General features: G+C 52.9%; 14 protein-coding genes and 1 pseudogene. 14 read left to right on the forward strand and 1 reads right to left on the reverse strand.

Features of this window, described 5'->3' with window-relative positions; translation table 11 throughout:
• The first annotated feature begins 292 nt into the window (after positions 1 to 292).
• The 4 genes from JCM2850_RS04565 to JCM2850_RS20325 all read left to right on the forward strand — a co-directional run bounded on the left by JCM2850_RS04565 (position 293) and on the right by JCM2850_RS20325 (position 4,089).
• The gene (locus tag JCM2850_RS04565; protein WP_025870068.1) at positions 293 to 1,762 is read left to right on the forward strand and encodes a choice-of-anchor I family protein; all 1,470 of its coding nucleotides are present in this window, start codon (positions 293 to 295) and stop codon (positions 1,760 to 1,762) included.
• Between the two features lie 71 nt (positions 1,763 to 1,833).
• The gene (locus tag JCM2850_RS04570) at positions 1,834 to 2,505 is read left to right on the forward strand and encodes a lamin tail domain-containing protein (RefSeq protein ID WP_025870070.1); all 672 of its coding nucleotides are present in this window, start codon (positions 1,834 to 1,836) and stop codon (positions 2,503 to 2,505) included.
• A gap of 378 nt (positions 2,506 to 2,883) precedes the next feature.
• Complete coding sequence (locus JCM2850_RS04575; protein WP_081774958.1) at positions 2,884 to 3,399, forward strand: FxDxF family PEP-CTERM protein; 516 nt, start codon at positions 2,884 to 2,886, stop codon at positions 3,397 to 3,399.
• Between the two features lie 189 nt (positions 3,400 to 3,588).
• Entirely contained in the window at positions 3,589 to 4,089 is a 501-nt protein-coding gene (locus JCM2850_RS20325; protein WP_025870074.1) for an FxDxF family PEP-CTERM protein, read from the forward strand.
• Between the two features lie 433 nt (positions 4,090 to 4,522).
• On the opposite strand, the gene JCM2850_RS04585 is transcribed toward JCM2850_RS20325, so the two are convergent.
• A complete protein-coding gene (locus tag JCM2850_RS04585) occupies positions 4,523 to 6,784 on the reverse strand; it encodes a TonB-dependent siderophore receptor (RefSeq protein WP_234406099.1) in 2,262 nt (753 codons plus the stop codon).
• 445 nt (positions 6,785 to 7,229) lie between these two features.
• Here JCM2850_RS04585 and JCM2850_RS22445 point away from each other — a divergent pair, with 445 nt between their 5' ends.
• The 10 genes and pseudogenes from JCM2850_RS22445 to JCM2850_RS17135 all read left to right on the forward strand — a co-directional run bounded on the left by JCM2850_RS22445 (position 7,230) and on the right by JCM2850_RS17135 (position 17,438).
• Positions 7,230 to 7,847, forward strand: a complete 618-nt coding sequence (locus JCM2850_RS22445; protein WP_025870077.1) for a discoidin domain-containing protein — start codon at positions 7,230 to 7,232, stop codon at positions 7,845 to 7,847.
• Between the two features lie 930 nt (positions 7,848 to 8,777).
• Positions 8,778 to 9,026 carry an FmdB family zinc ribbon protein gene (locus JCM2850_RS20870; RefSeq protein ID WP_025870079.1) on the forward strand — a complete coding sequence of 83 codons (249 nt, stop codon included), beginning with the start codon at positions 8,778 to 8,780 and terminating at the stop codon, positions 9,024 to 9,026.
• Positions 9,027 to 9,096: 70 nt separating this feature from the next.
• Positions 9,097 to 9,699: a DUF502 domain-containing protein gene (locus JCM2850_RS04605; RefSeq protein ID WP_025870081.1), complete on the forward strand. Its 603-nt coding sequence runs from the start codon at positions 9,097 to 9,099 to the stop codon at positions 9,697 to 9,699.
• Positions 9,700 to 9,731: 32 nt separating this feature from the next.
• A complete protein-coding gene (gene aspS / locus JCM2850_RS04610) occupies positions 9,732 to 11,516 on the forward strand; it encodes an aspartate--tRNA ligase (RefSeq protein WP_025870082.1) in 1,785 nt (594 codons plus the stop codon).
• A gap of 149 nt (positions 11,517 to 11,665) precedes the next feature.
• A complete protein-coding gene (locus JCM2850_RS04615) occupies positions 11,666 to 12,193 on the forward strand; it encodes an adenine phosphoribosyltransferase (RefSeq protein WP_025870084.1) in 528 nt (175 codons plus the stop codon).
• Positions 12,193 to 12,684 (forward strand): dihydroneopterin triphosphate diphosphatase, encoded by a 492-nt coding sequence (nudB, locus tag JCM2850_RS04620; protein WP_025870086.1) that lies wholly within the window; start codon positions 12,193 to 12,195, stop codon positions 12,682 to 12,684. The genes JCM2850_RS04615 and nudB overlap by 1 nt, the downstream gene beginning before the upstream one ends.
• A 50-nt stretch (positions 12,685 to 12,734) precedes the next feature.
• Positions 12,735 to 13,832: a quinolinate synthase NadA gene (gene nadA, locus JCM2850_RS04625; RefSeq protein WP_025870089.1), complete on the forward strand. Its 1,098-nt coding sequence runs from the start codon at positions 12,735 to 12,737 to the stop codon at positions 13,830 to 13,832.
• A 13-nt stretch (positions 13,833 to 13,845) separates the two neighbouring features.
• Positions 13,846 to 14,597 (forward strand): annotated as a pseudogene (locus JCM2850_RS17130) (endonuclease/exonuclease/phosphatase family protein).
• Positions 14,597 to 15,748 carry a cardiolipin synthase ClsB gene (gene clsB, locus JCM2850_RS04635; RefSeq protein ID WP_081774972.1) on the forward strand — a complete coding sequence of 384 codons (1,152 nt, stop codon included), beginning with the start codon at positions 14,597 to 14,599 and terminating at the stop codon, positions 15,746 to 15,748. The pseudogene JCM2850_RS17130 and the gene clsB overlap by 1 nt, the downstream one beginning before the upstream one ends.
• Positions 15,749 to 16,046: 298 nt before the next feature.
• Complete coding sequence (locus tag JCM2850_RS17135; RefSeq protein ID WP_199898249.1) at positions 16,047 to 17,438, forward strand: diguanylate cyclase domain-containing protein; 1,392 nt, start codon at positions 16,047 to 16,049, stop codon at positions 17,436 to 17,438.
• Positions 17,439 to 17,441 lie beyond the last annotated feature (3 nt).

Here is a 17,441-nt window from a genome sequence, read left to right on the forward strand (position 1 = left end):
CGCTCGTCATGACACACAAACCCGGCCTGTGCTGGGTTTGTGCTTTCAGCTAGCCGCTATCTTTGGCGATTTTGCTCCTAGTCATGCAAGCAGCATGCAGCTGTATTTATTCCCTGTCCGATAGGACTAGTTCCTCACATGAGCCTGTCATATTGACCCCCTAGAATCGCCTGCAGATCAGTCATGCCAGCCTGACATTTTGCTTGGTGTCTGGCATGTCGCTGACAGGAATATTCAAATTAAAAGTTTTGGTGCTTGGCAATAAAGCACTGAAACATAAGGGAGTCTCTACATGAAAAAAACCATTATCTCCGCGGCCATCGCTCTGGCATTTGTACCTGCGATTGCCAGCGCCGCTCCGCTTAACGCGCTGCAAAAGCTCTGGACGTATGATCACTCCAATACTGGTGTGCTCGGTCAATCGTCAGAGATTGTCGCTTTTGATAAAGTGACCAACTCCTTGTGGGTGGCTGGGGTGGCAGGCGTGGATGTACTCAATGCCAGCAACGGTAGCCTGATTCAGCATATCAACACCAGCATCTATGGCAGCATCAATAGCGTCTCCATCCACAATGGTCTGGCCGCTTTTGCCATTGAGAACACCACAGACCGCACCCAGCCTGGTGTGGTCAAGCTGTTCGACACCAGCACTCGTAGCCTGGCCAGCGGCGTTAACTCCATCAGCGTCGGTGCTTTGCCTGACATGCTGACTTTCTCGCACGACGGCAGCAAGTTGCTGGTGGCAAATGAAGGTACGCCAACCAATTACAAGGGTTATGACCCTGTAGGCAGCGTCAGCATCATTGATATGGGGAGCCGTTCGGTATCTGCCACTGTTAACTTCAACAGTGCGCCAACGTTCGGTAGCGATTTGCGTCCCAAGTCCATCGCTGGCATGGACTTTGAACCAGAATACATCGCTATCAGCAAAGATGGCACCAAGGCTTTTGTTTCCCTGCAGGAAGCTAATGGCTTGGGTGTGATCAACCTGACCACCAACGAAGCTGAGAAGGTGATCGGTTTGGGCAGCAAGGATTTTAGCGCCCCAGGTAATGAAATAGACCCTTCTGACCGTGATGGACGTATTGAACTGCGTCCAGTAGCCGCACGCGGCTTGTACCAGCCAGACGGTATTGCTGCTTATGAAGCCAATGGCCAGACATATATCGTTCTCGCCAATGAGGGCGATACCCGTGAAGATGAAGCCGATAAAGGGCGTCTGGGTGGTAGCAGTGATGCAAGCCGCCTCAATATTGCCAAGCCAGACACTACACCGGGTGATGTTGTCACTTTTGGTGCTCGCTCCTTCTCCATCCGTGATCAGAACGGCAATCTCATCTTCGACAGCGGCAATGACCTAGATGCCAGGGCGATTGCACTTGGTCTCTACGACGATGGCCGCAGTGATGACAAGGGTGTAGAGCCTGAAGGTGTGGAGCTGCTGGAAATCAATGGCCGCACCATTGCCTTTATTGGTCTGGAACGCACGCTCAAGTCTGCTGTGGCGGTCTATGACATCACTGATCCTACCAAGGTTAGTTTCATCGACATGCTGGTTACCGATAGTGACCTCGCACCCGAAGGCATGAAGGGTTTCTTCCACGATGGTCACTACTACCTGTCCATCGCCAACGAAGGCACCCACACCACTACCTTGTATCGCTTAGCCATTGCTGCAGTGCCTGAGCCTGAAACCTATGGCATGTTGCTGGCTGGTTTGGGTGTGCTCGGTTTCGCCGCCCGCCGCCGTCAACGTGGCTAAAGTTTGGTGTTAAAACAAAAGCAATTCTGGAAGAAGCTTCGTAAAACTTAATCAATCAAGGAAACAAAAGCATGAAAACAGTAAAAACCCTGCTGCTGATGTCCCTGTTGTCCATGAATACTTTGGCCCACGCTGACGTTCGCATCACCGAGTGGATGTACAACACCAATAGTGCTGCCAGTGGCGAGTTCTTCGAGCTCACCAACTTCGGCAATACCGCCGTGGATTTCACTGGCTGGAGCTATGACGATGACAGCCGTGTTGCTGGTACTGTCAGCCTGGCTAGCTTTGGTATCGTGGCTGCTGGTGAGTCCGTGATTGTGACCGAGTTGACCGCGACTGCCTTCCGCAACCTGTGGAACCTGGCAGCTGACGTCAAGGTGTTGGGCAACCTCACGGTCAATCTTGGTCGTGAAGACGAAATCAACATCTTCAATGGCAACGTGCTGATAGACCGCTTGAGCTACGATGACCGTCAAGGCCTGGGCCCACGCACCACTGGCAACAGTGCAGTGCCTGGCAGCTGGAGCGCGGTTGGTGCCAACCAGGCATCCGGCTGGGTATTTACACAAGCGGGTGATGAGCATGGCGGCTTTGCCAACAAGGTCGGTGAACTGGGTAGCCCAGGTAGTGCAGCCTTTATTGCTGCGGTACCAGAACCTTCCAGCTACGCCTTGTTAATGGCTGGCCTGATATTGATGGGTTTTATCGGCTATCGTCGTCAGGATAAATTCAAGCTGTAATGGCTGTTTACTCGCAGTCATGAATGAAATAGCAAAATCACCGCAATTTGCGGTGATTTTGCTTTGTGGGGCGGCTATAATTTCGCCTGTTTTTAACGCTTGATTGCAGCGTGTCCAAACCCATAAAGCTGAAGCCTGTAATTGATAGATCTTCTGATCTAACCATCCTGGTGCGTAAGCTTGAAAATCGGCAAAAAATGCATGAAATCAGTGCATTTTTGCTTTTATTTCAAATTGGAGATAGTGGCCTAGTCCCAATAGACTAGCCGCATTAGTCCATTCGGGCCCAAGACAAATGCAATCGATTCAGTAATAATTTGCGCAGTACCAAAACCAATAAGTAACACACTATTTATTAACCATTGTTAGGGGATTTAAATGAACTTCCTGAAAACATTGCTGGCTTCCGTAGCGTTCATAGCTGCAGCTTCCAGCGCACACGCTGATGTAGTTGATCTGGGCAACCTGACTGAAACTACTGACGTTATCAAGACTGTAAAAAAGAACACCACTTTTACTGATTCTTACAACTTCGTTCTTGATGGTAACGCTGCTGATTTCGCTGTTAGCAAGCTGGTTCTGACTGCAAACGGCGTTGACCGTTTCAACTTCTCCAGCCTGACTTTCACTGTTTTCTCCGGTATTTTCGGTGATGCAGTTGCTGATACACAGCTTTACACAACTTCCATTCCTGGCCTGGAGCAAGTTGAGTTCTCCTTGACCAATCTGGTTGCTGGTAGCTACTACGTTCAAGTTGCTGGTAAGACTAGCGGTGCTTCCGGTGGTACTTACTCCTTCTCCATCACTCCAGTTCCAGAACCAAGCAGCGTTGCTATGCTGCTGGTAGGTTTTGCTGCTCTGGGTGCTGTTGCACGTCGTCGCAAGAGCCTGTAATACTCGCTAGGGAATTCAATTCCCAAGTGTAAAAACGGCGCCTGAGGGCGCCGTTTTTTTATGATATAAATCAGAATAGTTATATTGATTATATAAGAATAATTATTAATTCTTTACTGGCGACTTGTTCTATGTATAATTGCCTTGGGGGGAATTTTCATAGTCATTAATCAGAATAAAGGATCTATTATGAATATTCTCAAAACTTCGCTGGTTTCCGCAACGCTCTTAGTTGCTGCTTCTAGTGCTTACGCAACTGATGTGGTGGATCTGGGTGAACTGAATGCTGGTCTCAATACTTACACTGAGACTGTAGCTGCTGGTTCTTTCTCCACTAATTTCACTTTCAGCCTGGCTGATGCTACTAGTGGTGTGTTCTCCTTGAACCAACTGCCACTGACCAACGCTGGCGTTAAGGTGTTCGATATCACCAACCTGACTTTCAACCTGTACAGTGCTAACGATACATGGTTGGCTGGTTCTGTTGCTGGTGGCGAATTCTCCTTCGCAAACCTGGCATCTGGTAACTACTACCTGACTGTTGCTGGTACAGCAAACGGTGTGGCTGGCGGTATCTACAGCGGTGCGATCAGCATTGCTGCAGTACCTGAGCCTAGCAGTGTTGCTATGCTGATGATTGGTTTCGCTGCTCTGGGTGCTGTTGCCCGTCGCCGCAAGACCAAGCTGTAAGAAACATTTGCCTTTGGCAATGAAAACGGCACCCTAGGGTGCCGTTTTTTTATGCCTGTCCCAGATGGACTGAGTGCGTTTATGTCCTGAGTTTGTATCTATGATGATCTACATAGGGGTGCTGGTGGTCTTGCCCCTTGTTGCCGCTGGTGGGAGTTTTTGTTTCACCTTGTCGGGCGAGTGACTCTCTTTTGCTTCGCCAAAAAAGCGTCACCAGAGAAAAGGCGACCCGATTCTTGCGTCCAGGCTAAAGCCGGGCAACCTGCGTTGCTCGCAGTTTCTGGAATCTTGCTCAAACTCGCTACGCTCAGACAGTCGCAAGCCCTTAATCCAGAGAAACTTCTGCGTTACTCGCCGCACTCAACGGGATGAGGGTCAAGAGCCTGGGCTTAAGTGGCTGCTATTCGGTCTGAGGCCGCAGCGTTGGATGCCATTAGAACTTGGCCTGCAAGCCCAGCGTAATCATGCGTGGGGTGCCGGGCATGACCCAGCTACTATTATAAGAACTGGCGTAATACTCACGATCAAACAGATTGCTGACATCCAGTGAGAGCCTCAGCTTGGGGTTCATCTGCCAATACGACATCAGGCGCACCGTGACGTAAGAGGGCAATTCAAACAAATCCTCGCTGCTATCGGCGCGTTTGCCTACATAGCTGAAACCGCCACCCACACCTAGCTTGCCGCCACTGGCTAAAGGCTGCTCATGCATGAGCATGGCGTTGGCAGAGTGACGAGGAATATTGGATAGGCGCGAGCCTGCGCTGACAATGCCATTCGGCAATAAACCAGGAATCGGGCTGAGTTGGAGATCCTTGCCCAGGTAAGCATCAGTAAAGGTATAACTGCCAATCAGCCGTATGCGCTCACTCAGTTGACCGCTGAGGTCAAACTCAATACCACGACTGCGCACTTCACCTGCGGCAATACTAAAATCCGGCTGGCTGGGGTTGTTGGTCAGCACATTGGTTTTGGTGATATCAAACACTGCCAGCGTGGCACCCAGCCGCTGGTCTGGGGCCTGGTATTTAATGCCACTTTCCCAGGCGCGGCCACGTTCAGGGTCAAAGGCATCGCCGCTGGCATCAAGCCCAAACTGGTTGCCTCCTGCAGTCCCCGCATTCGGCCTGAATGAGCGGCTGAACGATGTGTAGAGCGAGAGGGTGGGGTTGACTACATAAGTCAGGCCCAGACGTGGCGACAGTACGCTGTGATCCTGGCGGGTGATGCTGTTGTTCAGGCGGTTATGCAGTTCCTGGCGGTAGGATTCCAGGCGCACACCTGTCATGAGTTTCCAGTGCTCATCCAGGCTGAGTTGATCCTGCAAAAACAGGGCAATATTAGTCTGTTGCTCGCGGAAGTTGCTGGCAACGGTGAAGCTGCTAGGCAAGGCAATATGATAGCGCGGAAAGTATTGGTTAATGCTGAGTGCATTGCCCACGCCATTGTTGTTACCCAGCCATTGCTGATTTTCAAAGCGGTATGCCTCCATGCCTATCAGCAAGTCATGCTGCAAACCTGCGGTGTCAAACTGGCCATTGAGTTCGGCCAGCAGATTAAGATCGTTGGAGTCTAAATCACGCTGCCGTAAGCGTCGCCTGACGTCACCAGCGGGGCTGATAAAGCTGAAGCCAGGCCGCGTTTCAAGTGCATCACCATCGGTGCGGTTGAGCTTGTACGCCACTCCCACGCGGCCACGCCAGCGCTCGGAAAACTCATGCTCCAGGCTGAGCTGGTGAGTAAAGGCTTCCATTGTGGTGTCGCCCGCGTCAGGGTCGCCAAGAAAACGGTTGCGGTGAATATTGTGCAAGCGCCTGCCATTGCTATCGCGTAGGGCAATGCCTCTATCCAGCGGGGTGCGGTGCTTGAGATATTCCAGCTCGTAATTCAATGTCGTGGAGGGAGAAATCAGCCAGGTCAGGGAAGGTGCCAAGAGCAGGCGCTCACTGTCCACATAGTCCCTAAAGCTGCCTTTGTCTTCCGCCGCGACTATCAAGCGATAAGCCAGATTCTCAGAAAGCGGGCCAGTAGAATCAATCACACCACGGTAAGTGTCATAACTGCCTACATAGACTTCCGTGCTATTGCTGGTTTTGAATTGCGGCTTTTTGGTGACTACATTCAGCGTGCCACCAGGCTCGCTATTGCCATACAGTGCGGCGGCGGGGCCTTTGAGAAATTCCACGCGCTCGGTATTGGCGGTGTCTCTGGGTGGGTTGAAGCCGCGATTGCCGGAAAAACCATTGCGCAACATGGCAGGCCCAGTGTTGTCATGGCCAGCAAAGCCCCGGATGGCAAAGTTGTCCCACAGCCCACCAAAGTTATTTTGTCGGCTGACACCACTCACTAGCTCCATGGTGTCATCTAGGCGGGTGGCGTGTATGTCATCCAGCACCTGGCGCGAGAGAATATTCACCGCCTGCGAGGTTTCCATGGCCGGCGTGTTGGTGCGGGTCGCGGCCCCTGCGTCTTTTTGATAATACGCATCCGCCTTGCTATGTGTGCTTTTGGCCTTGACCGTGATTTCATCCACGCTGCCTTGCAGGTCATCAGCCCATCCTGGTGCTACATAAGCCATAAACAGCAAAGCCAGCCCACTGCTCAGGCGCGATGCATAACGTGGCGACGACAAATCAGGGTTGCGTGGTGCTTGCGTAAGGGAAGGCGTGTTGGTCATGGCGAGGGTGATGCTCATAGCGAGCCAGGTTGATGGAATATTGAATTAGCAAAAAGCACGCCGTGTCATGCTTTGCTCTGCTTAAGTTGCAGAGGTAAAGAAGACAGCGAGGGCAGGGAGCAAAACGTCAGGTCACAGAAATGGATAGCTGGATTATAAGGAAATGCAACACGATTGCGCAACAATGTTGCGAAATTATGGCGCTTTTATGCTGATTTCTTTAAGGGGCATATCCTCACTGCTGGGCTTGAGCCATATGGGGTAAGGCTTGGCAGGCAATAAATGCATGAGCATGAGCCTATGAGACTAGGGCGCTGGCATCAAACTTACATTTCACTGACTTAAGCTGGCGTCGCCCTGGCAACTGCAGCATCGATGCCGGGAATATGTTGGGTGGTCGTCTTGCGCCACCGCATCTGGCACTTATGCGTGCATTAATTTGAAAGAATCACAAAGGATTATCATGAACTTCATCTCCAAAATTGCACTGGCTGGTTTGACCATGACTGCATTGCAAGCCCAAGCTGCACTGCCAGCCAACACTGTAACGCCAGTAAGCGCTGTTGCTTCCAGCTCACATTTCACAGTGTCTGCTGATAACCTGATCAACAACTCCGGTCTGAATGGTGATCTGCACGGCGGTAACTGGTCCGATATGTGGATTAAGGAAGGTACTTATCCCGTTGATACCACCGCGCAACTGACTTTTGATCTCGGTCAGCAATACAACCTCGGCAGTGCGCTGGTATGGCAATACAACTCTGATATCGATTACAACCGCGGCCTCAAGGATTTCTACATCCAGGTTTCCAATGACGGTGTGAATTTCACAACCGTGGGTGATTTGCGCACCCTGACACGCTCCAATGGTGGTGATATTGCTGCGCAAGTGGTGGATTTCTCCGCCAGTGCACGTTATGTGCGTTTCGATATTCTCACTAACTATGACCAGCAATGGCCATGGGTTGGCCTGAGTGAAGTGAAGTTTGTGGCTGCGGTTCCTGAGCCTAGCAGCTACGCTATGCTGGGTCTGGGCTTGGCGGCATTGGGCGTGGTTGCACGTCGCCGTAAGTCTGCTTAAGTAGGGATTTTGGCACGGTAAGGGCAAGCTTGGGCTTGCCCTTTTTTGTGTCTGCTGCATCCGCTGTTGGGGGAGGTTAGCTGGACTTGACCCATAGCTCAGGTTGCGAGAAGCCTTGTTTCGCCTGGATGGCGAGTCACTCTCTTTTGCTTCGCCAAAAGAGAGTAACCCAGAGAAAAAGGCGACCCGGATATCCCCCCCCCCGGCTTGCAGCCGGGTAACCTGCGTTGCTCGCGTTTCTCGGGGTCTCGCTCAAACTCGCTGCGCTCAGACAATCGCGAGCCTATTCCCGATAAACACTGTGCTACTCGGCGGGTCTATACGGGAGGGAAAGTCAAAGGCTCCGGATCAGGCTACATTGATGACGATGAGACAGTCAGTCTGAGTCTGACGCTATGCACTATTGCCGAGATATTTGGGGTTTCAATTTCCATTCCTGCTACTTAACCCCTGGCTTTTGACCTTCTTCCCGTTGAGTGCGCCGAGTAGCGCAGCAGTTTCTGGATTAAGGGCTTGCGACTGTCTGAGCGTAGCGAGTTTGAGCAAGACCCCAGAAACTGGGAGCAACGCAGGTTGCCCGGCTTTAGCCGGGACGCAGGAATCGGGTCGCCTTTTCTTTGCTTACATTTCTTTTCGGCGAAGCAAAAGAAAGTAAGTCGCCCGGCAAGGCGAAACAAGATCTCTCGCCAGCGGGAGCAGGGGTTAATACCACCTATCCTCCCACTACCAAAGATGGATCAAGCAAAAATGCGTCACCCATGTTCTCGCACACCTGTTACTCACCTACCAGCCTACACAGTGTCATCCCCAGCACACAGTTCAGTACGCCAGTCCCTGCCCTTATCTTCTCTGGCTATCTTTCCCCTGGTATCGTTGCCAACTCGCAATCGGGTATAATTTCGTTTTTCCGCGGTTGATGGGGTTGTTGCCATGCCTATTTACGATTATCAATGTTCCAGCTGTGGCCACAAGGCCGAGCTGATGCGCAAGGTCAGTGAGGCTGTTTCCACGACTTGTCCGCAATGTGGCCAAGCCAGTTTCGAAAAGCAGGTTTCCGCCCCTAATTTCCAGCTGAACGGTACAGGCTGGTATGCCAGCGATTTCAAGGGTAGCAGCCCGGCCAAGAAAACAGAGGAAGCAGCGCCTGCTTCCTGTGGCACTGGTTGTGCCTGCCACTGATGTTGGGGCCGATAAAAGCCACTCATGCCCATGTCTCTGCAATTGAGCGTTCTGTAATGAAAGCCCTGCAATGAAAAGTTACTTTATAACCGGCTTGCTGGTGCTGGTGCCGCTCTGTATCACCATCTGGGTGCTGAGCACCTTGATTGGTTTTATGGATCAAAGTTTGCTGCTGCTGCCAGTGGCCTGGCGTCCAGAGGCGCAGTTTGGTCATGCCGTGCCTGGCATAGGTGCCATATTGACCTTGTTGATTGTGTTTGGCACTGGGGTGATTGCCACCAATTTCTTCGGCAAGCGTTTGATTGAGTTCTGGGAAGCGCTGTTGGCGCGCGTGCCTGTGGTCAAGTCCATTTACTACAGCGTCAAGCAGGTTTCCGATACCTTGTTCTCCGATTCTGGCCAGGCCTTCCGCAAGGCCTTGCTGGTGCAGTATCCGCGCCAAGGTAGCTGGACCATAGGTTTTCTCACCGGGCAGCCGGGCGGGGATGTGGCCAACCATTTACCGGGTGAATATGTCAGCGTTTATATCCCGACTACGCCCAATCCAACCTCGGGTTTCTTCCTGATGATGCCCGCCGCCGATGTGGTGGAGCTGGACATGAGTGTGGATGAAGCTTTGAAATACATTATATCCATGGGTGTGGTGGCGCCAGCCAGCAAGCTCAAACCCTGATTTTTAACCTTTTTCGATAGCAGATAACAGTTATGCGTACTCATTATTGCGGCCAACTCAACCGTGAACTTATAGGCCAGACCGTCACCCTGTGTGGTTGGGCGCACAGGCGCCGTGACCACGGTGGCGTCATCTTTATCGATTTGCGTGACCGTGAGGGCATGGCGCAGATCGTCATTGACCCTGATACACCAGAAGCCTTCAAGCTGGCCGAGAGCGTGCGTAACGAGTTTGTGCTCAAGGTAGTGTGCAAGGTGCGCGCCCGCCCTGAAGGCACGGTTAACCTCAATATCCCAACAGGTGAAGTGGAAATGCTGGCGACCGAGATTGAAATCCTCAATCCATCGCTGACGCCACCTTTCATGCTGGACGACGACAACCTGTCCGAGATGGTGCGCCTGGAGCATCGCTATATCGACCTGCGTCGCCCGACCATGCAGAAAAATCTCAAACTGCGCTACCGCGTGGCCAAGACCCTGCGTGATCATCTGGACAGCAATGGTTTCATGGAAATTGAAACCCCTATGCTGACACGCTCCACCCCGGAAGGTGCACGTGATTACCTAGTGCCTTCGCGTGTGCATCACGGCCAGTTCTTTGCGTTGCCGCAATCACCACAGCTGTTCAAGCAATTGCTCATGGTGTCTGGCTTTGATCGTTACTTCCAGATCACCAAGTGCTTCCGTGACGAAGACTTGCGTGCTGACCGTCAGCCTGAATTCACCCAGGTGGATATCGAGACTTCCTTCCTCGGCGAAGAAGAGATCATGCAGTTGGTAGAAGACATGATCCGCAAGATGTTCAAGGATGTGCAGGATATAGACCTGCCCAACCCATTCCCACGCATGCCATTCTCTGAAGCCATGAGCCGTTACGGTTCTGACAAGCCGGATATGCGCGTGACGTTGGAAATCACCGAACTCACCGATGTCATGAAGGATGTGGACTTCAAGGTGTTCTCCGGTGCGGCCAATGCTGCTGATGGTCGTGTGGCTGCACTGCGCGTGCCAGGTGGTGCGACTATCTCGCGTTCCGAGATTGATGCTTATACCGAGTTTGCCAAGATTTACGGTGCCAAGGGTCTGGCGTATATCAAGATCAATGACACCAGCAAGCTCAACGAAGAAGGCCTGCAAAGCCCTATCGTCAAGAACATCCATGAAACCGCGCTCAAGGCCATTATTGAACGCACTGGTGCGCAGAACGGCGACATCGTCTTCTTCGGTGCCGACAAGACCAAGATTGTGAACGAAGCCCTGGGCGCATTGCGCAGCAAGGTAGGCCACGAGAAAGGCCATGTTGATGGCCGTGGCTGGGCTCCATTGTGGGTGGTTGATTTCCCCATGTTTGAGCACGATGCAGAAAACGACCGCTGGGTGGCTTTGCATCACCCCTTCACTGCACCTAAGGAAGGTCATGAAGACCTCTTGGTCAGCAACCCTGGCGCTGCTTTGTCCAAGGCTTATGACATGGTGCTGAACGGCTGGGAAGTCGGCGGCGGTTCGGTACGTATCCACAAGCAGGAAGTGCAGTCCAAGGTGTTTGATGCACTCAAGATCAGCAAGGAAGAAGCACAAGAGAAGTTTGGCTTCCTGCTGGATGCCCTGCAATACGGCGCGCCTCCGCATGGTGGTCTGGCCTTTGGTCTGGACCGTCTGGTGACCTTGATGGCAGGTGCCGAGTCTATCCGTGATGTGATTGCTTTCCCTAAGACACAACGTGCGCAGTGCTTGATGACCAAGGCTCCGAACGAAGTCGACGAGAAGCAACTACGCGAGTTACACATACGCGTCCGCCAACAGAACCCCGTAGCGTAAAAATGCACTCGCTTGTGCGGGCGGCGTTGCACTTGCTTGCCGTACTTGGCGTACTGTCTGCGCAAGTGCGCCTTGCCCGCCCGGCGCGATTGCATTTTTTGGAGCGACTGTGGCAACGATCGCTGGCGATAAGCTGAAAAGATTCTAAGATGAACCTCAAGTCGCTCATACGCACCATCCCTGACTACCCCAAGCCCGGTATTCAATTTCGCGATATCACCACCTTGCTCAAGGATGCAGAGGGTTTAAGGCAGGTTGTTAAAGCGCTGGCAGAGCGCTATGGCGATGCTGGGGTGGATAAAGTGGTGGGCATAGAGTCACGTGGCTTTATCATCGCTGCGGCTGTTGCCTATGAGCTGGGGCTGGGGTTTGTGCCTGTGCGCAAGCAGGGCAAGTTGCCGGGCACGGTCTTGGGACATGACTATGAGCTGGAGTACGGCAGTGACCGTGTGGAGATTCATAGTGATGCCATAGAGCCGGGTGAGCGCATTCTGTTGCTGGATGATTTGATTGCCACCGGGGGTACGGCAGAGGCTGCCACGGTGTTGATCAACAAGTTGGGCGGCGAGATTGTGGCCTGTGCTTTTATTATTAATCTGATTGATCTTGGTGGCGATGCACGCTTGCAAAAGCTGGGATACACCACATATTCACTATGCAGCTTTGAAGGTGAATAATGAGCCAGGATACAGCCACACATACTCCCCCGCATAAAGTCCCGGTTTCAGCTCTGGTGCTGATCCACACGGTGGATTTGCAGGTGCTGTTGATCGAGCGTGCTGATCATGCGGGTTACTGGCAGTCGGTGACAGGTAGTCTTGAGTATTTGCCCGAAGGTACGCTGGAATTACCCATGCAGGCGGCAATCCGCGAAGTGGCAGAGGAAACCGGACTTAATGCCCTGGACTATCAGCTTAGTGACTGGCAGATGCAGCATGTCTATGAAATTTATCCGCAATGGCGTCATCGCTATGCGCCCGGGGTGACGGAAAATACAGAACATGTCTTTGGTCTGGAATTACCAGCGCCTGTCACTGTCCAACTCGCTCCGCGTGAGCATACGGCGCAGGAATGGGTGAATTGGCGTGAAGCGGCGCAAAAGGTGTTTTCCTGGACTAATGTAGAGGCAATACGTGCCTTGGGCGAACGTCACGGCCTGCAACTTTAGCAGGCAATATTATTCTCAGTTTTAGCGTCAGTATTTAGCAGGTTGAATCTATGCAAACAGCAGCCATCAAATTCGAGCGGTTCCAACACAGCGCAGACGAAGAGTGTCAGCAGCGCATCATTGCCGCGCGCGAAAAGCTCGGCAAGCGCCTGGTGATTCTCGGTCACCACTATCAGCACGATGGCGTTTACAAGCACGCTGACTACACTGGCGATTCACTCAAATTATCGCGTAATGCGGCTGAGGTGGATGCCGAATATATCGTTTTCCTCGGTGTGCATTTCATGGCCGAGGTGGCAGATATACTCTCGCGCCCTGACCAGATTGCCATCTTGCCCGATCTTGCAGCGGGGTGCTCCATGGCCGATATGGCCAACCTGGCCAAGGTAGAGCGCAGCCGCCGTGAGTTGTCTAAGCTGTTTGATTTTGACGAAGTGATCACACCGCTGACCTATATCAATTCTGCAGCAGACCTTAAGGCTTTCTGCGGTGATCATGGTGGCATTGTCTGCACCTCCAGTAACGCCACCAAAATGCTGGATTGGGCCTTTGCCCGCCGCGAAAAGGTACTGTTCTTCCCAGATCAAAACCTGGGCCGCTGGAGCGGTTACAAGATGGGCATTCCGCTGGAACAAATGCCAGTGTGGGATCCTGATCAGCCCATGGGCGGCCTGACTGAAGAACAAATCCGCAATGCCAAGATTCTGCTGTGGAAGGGCCATTGTGCGGTACACCAGATGTTCCGCCCGGCCAGCATTATCAAGTTCCGCAACGAGCATCCCGATGGCATCGTCATCTCGCATCCTGAAGCCCCGTTTGAGGTCTGCCAGCAATCCGATTATGTCGGTTCTACCGAATATATCGTCAAGACTATTTCTGAAGCCCCCAGTGGCACGCGCTGGCTGGTAGGTACTGAGCTTAACCTGGTTAACCGCCTGGCAGAGCGCTTCAAGCCTGAGGGCAAGATAGTGCAATTCATGTCACACGTGATTTGCGAATGCTCGACCATGGCACGTATAGACCCGCAGCACTTGGCCTGGACCCTGGAAAACCTAGTCGAAGGCAATGTGGTGAACCGCATCCATGTGCCCGAGCACGAGGCAGAACTGGCGCGTCTTTCCCTGCAACGCATGCTGGACGCATCTTGATGAAAGGCTAAGCTTGCAGAGCATCATACGGATTGCCACGTTCAACATTCACAAGGGTGTCACCAGCTTTAATGCCAGGTTTGCCCTGCATGAGCAGAGAGAGCTAATCCGCAAGCTGCAAGCCGATATTGTTTTTCTGCAGGAAGTGCGCGATCAGCACATCAAGCATAGCCGCCGTTTCAGTGCCTGGCCGCTGGACGGTCAGGTTGAGTTTCTTGCCGATAGCGTTTGGAGCGCTTATGCCTACGGCAAAAATTCGGTCTATCCGGCAGGTCATCATGCAACGCCCTGTTGTCCAAATACCCCATCATCAAATATGAAAACGCCGATATCTCCGCGCATAGCAGCGAGCAACGCGGCTTGCTGCATTGCGAAATCGCCATAGAAGGCTGGCCGCAACCCTTGCACTGCATCTGTGTACACTTGGGTTTGTTTGCAGGCTGGCGTCGCAAGCAGATAGCCATACTGCGTGACCGCATTGCCGAGATGGTGCCTGAAGATGCACCGCTGATTATTGCCGGTGATTTCAATGACTGGAGCATGAGCGCCGGGCGTGAACTGGTGCATGGTTTGCATTTGCACGAAGTCTTTGAGCATCATGGCGGCAAGCCTGCGCGTAGTTTCCCTTCTTTCCTGCCCATGTTCCGCCTGGATAGAATTTATGTACGCGGTTTTCATGTGCGCCATGTGGAAGTCCATGCCGGGCCTAGCTTCCTCAAGGTGTCCGATCACGCAGCCCTCACCGCCGTGCTGTCGAGAACATGATGCGCTGGGAGTCTGGTAACCGTATTACTCTGCTCAAGAACGGCACTGAGTTTTTCCCCTCATTGGCTGCATCCATTGAGAGCGCCCAGCGCGAGATTTATATCCAGACCTATATCTACGAACTGGACGACACCGGACGCATGATAGGCGACAAGCTCATGGCAGCAGCCCAGCGCGGTGTGCAGGTCATGCTTTTGCTGGATGGCTATGGCAGCCGCAAACTGGCGCCAGATTATGTGCAGCAGCTGGAAGCCGCTGGCGTCAAGGTCATGGTCTACAGGCCTAAGATATCCCCCTGGTCGCTCAAGCGTAGCCGCTTGCGGCGCTTGCATCGCAAAGTGTCGGTATTTGATGGCCAGCATGGTTATGTCGGTGGCATCAACATCATTGATGACATGAATGTGCCGGGTAAACGTGCCGCCCCGCGTGTGGATTATGCCGTGAAGGTGGAAGGCCCTTTGGTCTTCGCGCTGCATCTGAGTACACGCAATCTCTGGCGGCGGCTGGCCTGGCTGCATCTGCGTGAAGCCGTGCCGCATCCGGTATTGCCCGCGCCCAGTTTTATCACCGATGGCATGCGTGCAGCGTTTGTGATGCGTGACAACGTGCTGCACAGACGCGATATAGAACGGGCCTATCTCAAGGCCATAGGCAAGGCCAGGGAAGAAATCATTATTGCCAGTGCCTATTTCGTGCCGGGCAAGAAATTCCGTCAGGCGCTGATTGCAGCCAGCCAACGCGGTGTCAGGGTGCGCCTGCTGCTGCAGGGGCGCATGGAATACTGGCTGATGTTTGCCACGCACGAAGTCTATGCGCTGTTTCTCAGGCACGGCATTGAAATCTATGAATACCGCGCCAGCTTCATGCACAGCAAGGTGGCGGTCATGGATAAACGCTGGGCCACTGTGGGTTCTTCCAATCTAGACCCTTTTAGTTTATTGCTCGCACGTGAAGCCAATATCGTGGTGCAGGACAAGCGCTTCAATGCCGAGTTAAAGGCTGATCTAGAGCGCGCCATTGCAGAGAAGGCCACGCGGGTACGACCAGAGGATTGGTCACGACGGCATATCTTCAAGCGCATGTTCTCACTGCTGGTCTATGTAGTGGTGCGCGTGATGATAGGTTTGGTTGGGCATCACGAAAAACACTGAGTCGCTGGCTTGTATGGTGCTGGCATTTCTGGCGCAGGCATATCTTGAGCTGCAGGCTTAGCTCGCAAGGTGATAGGTATAAAGCAGGAGTAATTCCCTGCATCTTACAGCCCGCGCTATTGTCTATCAGTCATGGATATCTTCCGCAGGGTTTGTTCATAAATCAAGTCATGATTTAGTCACCCTAATGACTAGCCATTCGGTAGAATGTTTGTTTCCAAACATTCGCAGCGGATAAGCTCAAGATAGCCGCTATGACAACCGTTAGAGACTAACCTGGGACGCTAAAGACCACACCATGTTGACAGAGTTTTACGATACCAATCTCGTGATCATCTCCCTCTTGGTGGCGATGTTTGCTTCCTATACCGCCCTCAACATGGTGGAAAGAATCAACACGGCAAGGGGTAACAGTGCGCAATGGTGGTTGCTTGGCGGCGCGGTGACCTTGGGCGTGGGTATCTGGTCCATGCACTTTATCGGCATGCTGGCCTTCCGCCTGCCTATACCGCTGGGCTACGACATGGCCATCACGCTGCTTTCCTTGCTGCTGGTGATTGTGGTTTCGGGCTTTGCCTTGCGCCAGGTGGTGCAGGCTTCCTTCTCACTCAGCCGCCTGTTGATCAGCGCAGTACTTATGGGCCTCGGCGTTGCCGCCATGCACTACATCGGCATGGCAGCGATGCGTATGGAGCCTGCGCCAAATTACGACACCACCCTGTTCAGTCTCTCCATCCTGATTGCCATAGGCGCATCGGGTGCGGCTTTGTGGATTGCTTTCAAGCTACGTCAACGTGTGCCGCACGTGATGATTGCGCGTGCGGGCGCGGCCCTGGTCATGGGGGTGGCGATTTGTGGCATGCATTACACCGGCATGGCGGCGGCACAGTTTCCTATAGGCAGTGTGTGCGGTGCTGCGACTGACGGCAATCTGGATCATCTCACTATACTGGTGGTGATGGGCGCCAGCAGCATTCTGGTAATCGCCTTGCTGGTCTCTATTCTTGATGCCAGGCTGGAGGCACGTACTGCGCAATTGGCCCAATCGCTGGAAAAAGCCAACGAGGAACTGCTGCAACAAACCCTGCATGACCACCTGACGCGTTTGCCTAATCGCACACTGCTTGAGGATAGGGTGAATCAGGCACTGTATAAATCCCGCCGTGAGCAAGGCAGCTTTGCCCTGATGTTTATAGACGTTGATGGTTTCAAGACCATCAACGACTCACTGGGGCATCATGTGGGCGATTTGCTGCTGGTTGAAGCCGCAGCGCGCCTGCGCAAGCTGCTGCGTGCGCAAGATACCGTCGCGCGCGTGGGCGGCGATGAATTTGTGGTGCTGCTGGAAGGGGCAGCGCCAGAAGATGCGGCCACCGTGGCAGAAAAAATCGTCTTCGCCTGCAGCCAACCTTTCAATATCAATGACAGGGAGCTGCGCATCTCTGCCAGTTTGGGCATTGCCATCTACCCCGATAACGGTCAGACCTACCGTGAGTTGGCGATTAATGCTGACACCGCCATGTATCACACCAAGCGTTCGGGACGGAATGGCTTCCACTTCTTTGAAGCCTCCATGCATATCAATACCCAAAGCCGTCTGGATATGATGCTGGATCTGGGCTCTGCGCTGGATAAAAAACAATTTGTGCTGCAATACCAGCCAAGTTCACGGCCAATCACGAGAGCATAGTTG

The sequence above is a fragment of the Methylobacillus glycogenes JCM 2850 genome (genome assembly GCF_000617925.1).
In the GTDB taxonomy this organism is placed as follows: Bacteria; Pseudomonadota; Gammaproteobacteria; order Burkholderiales; family Methylophilaceae; genus Methylobacillus; species Methylobacillus glycogenes.

Excerpts from the sequence above, each read along its gene's own strand:
- JCM2850_RS04605 (WP_025870081.1), top strand. The coding sequence starts at position 9,097 with ATGAAAAGTTACTTTATAACCGGCTTGCTGGTGCTGGTGCCGCTCTGT.
- JCM2850_RS04615 (WP_025870084.1), top strand. The coding sequence starts at position 11,666 with ATGAACCTCAAGTCGCTCATACGCACCATCCCTGACTACCCCAAGCCC.
- JCM2850_RS20325 (WP_025870074.1), top strand. The coding sequence starts at position 3,589 with ATGAATATTCTCAAAACTTCGCTGGTTTCCGCAACGCTCTTAGTTGCT.
- JCM2850_RS22445 (WP_025870077.1), top strand. The coding sequence starts at position 7,230 with ATGAACTTCATCTCCAAAATTGCACTGGCTGGTTTGACCATGACTGCA.
- JCM2850_RS20870 (WP_025870079.1), top strand. The coding sequence starts at position 8,778 with ATGCCTATTTACGATTATCAATGTTCCAGCTGTGGCCACAAGGCCGAG.
- JCM2850_RS04570 (WP_025870070.1), top strand. The coding sequence starts at position 1,834 with ATGAAAACAGTAAAAACCCTGCTGCTGATGTCCCTGTTGTCCATGAAT.
- nadA (WP_025870089.1), top strand. The coding sequence starts at position 12,735 with ATGCAAACAGCAGCCATCAAATTCGAGCGGTTCCAACACAGCGCAGAC.
- JCM2850_RS04565 (WP_025870068.1), top strand. The coding sequence starts at position 293 with ATGAAAAAAACCATTATCTCCGCGGCCATCGCTCTGGCATTTGTACCT.
- JCM2850_RS04575 (WP_081774958.1), top strand. The coding sequence starts at position 2,884 with ATGAACTTCCTGAAAACATTGCTGGCTTCCGTAGCGTTCATAGCTGCA.
- JCM2850_RS04585 (WP_234406099.1), bottom strand. The coding sequence starts at position 6,784 with ATGAGCATCACCCTCGCCATGACCAACACGCCTTCCCTTACGCAAGCA.
- aspS (WP_025870082.1), top strand. The coding sequence starts at position 9,732 with ATGCGTACTCATTATTGCGGCCAACTCAACCGTGAACTTATAGGCCAG.
- nudB (WP_025870086.1), top strand. The coding sequence starts at position 12,193 with ATGAGCCAGGATACAGCCACACATACTCCCCCGCATAAAGTCCCGGTT.
- JCM2850_RS17135 (WP_199898249.1), top strand. The coding sequence starts at position 16,047 with ATGTTGACAGAGTTTTACGATACCAATCTCGTGATCATCTCCCTCTTG.
- clsB (WP_081774972.1), top strand. The coding sequence starts at position 14,597 with ATGCGCTGGGAGTCTGGTAACCGTATTACTCTGCTCAAGAACGGCACT.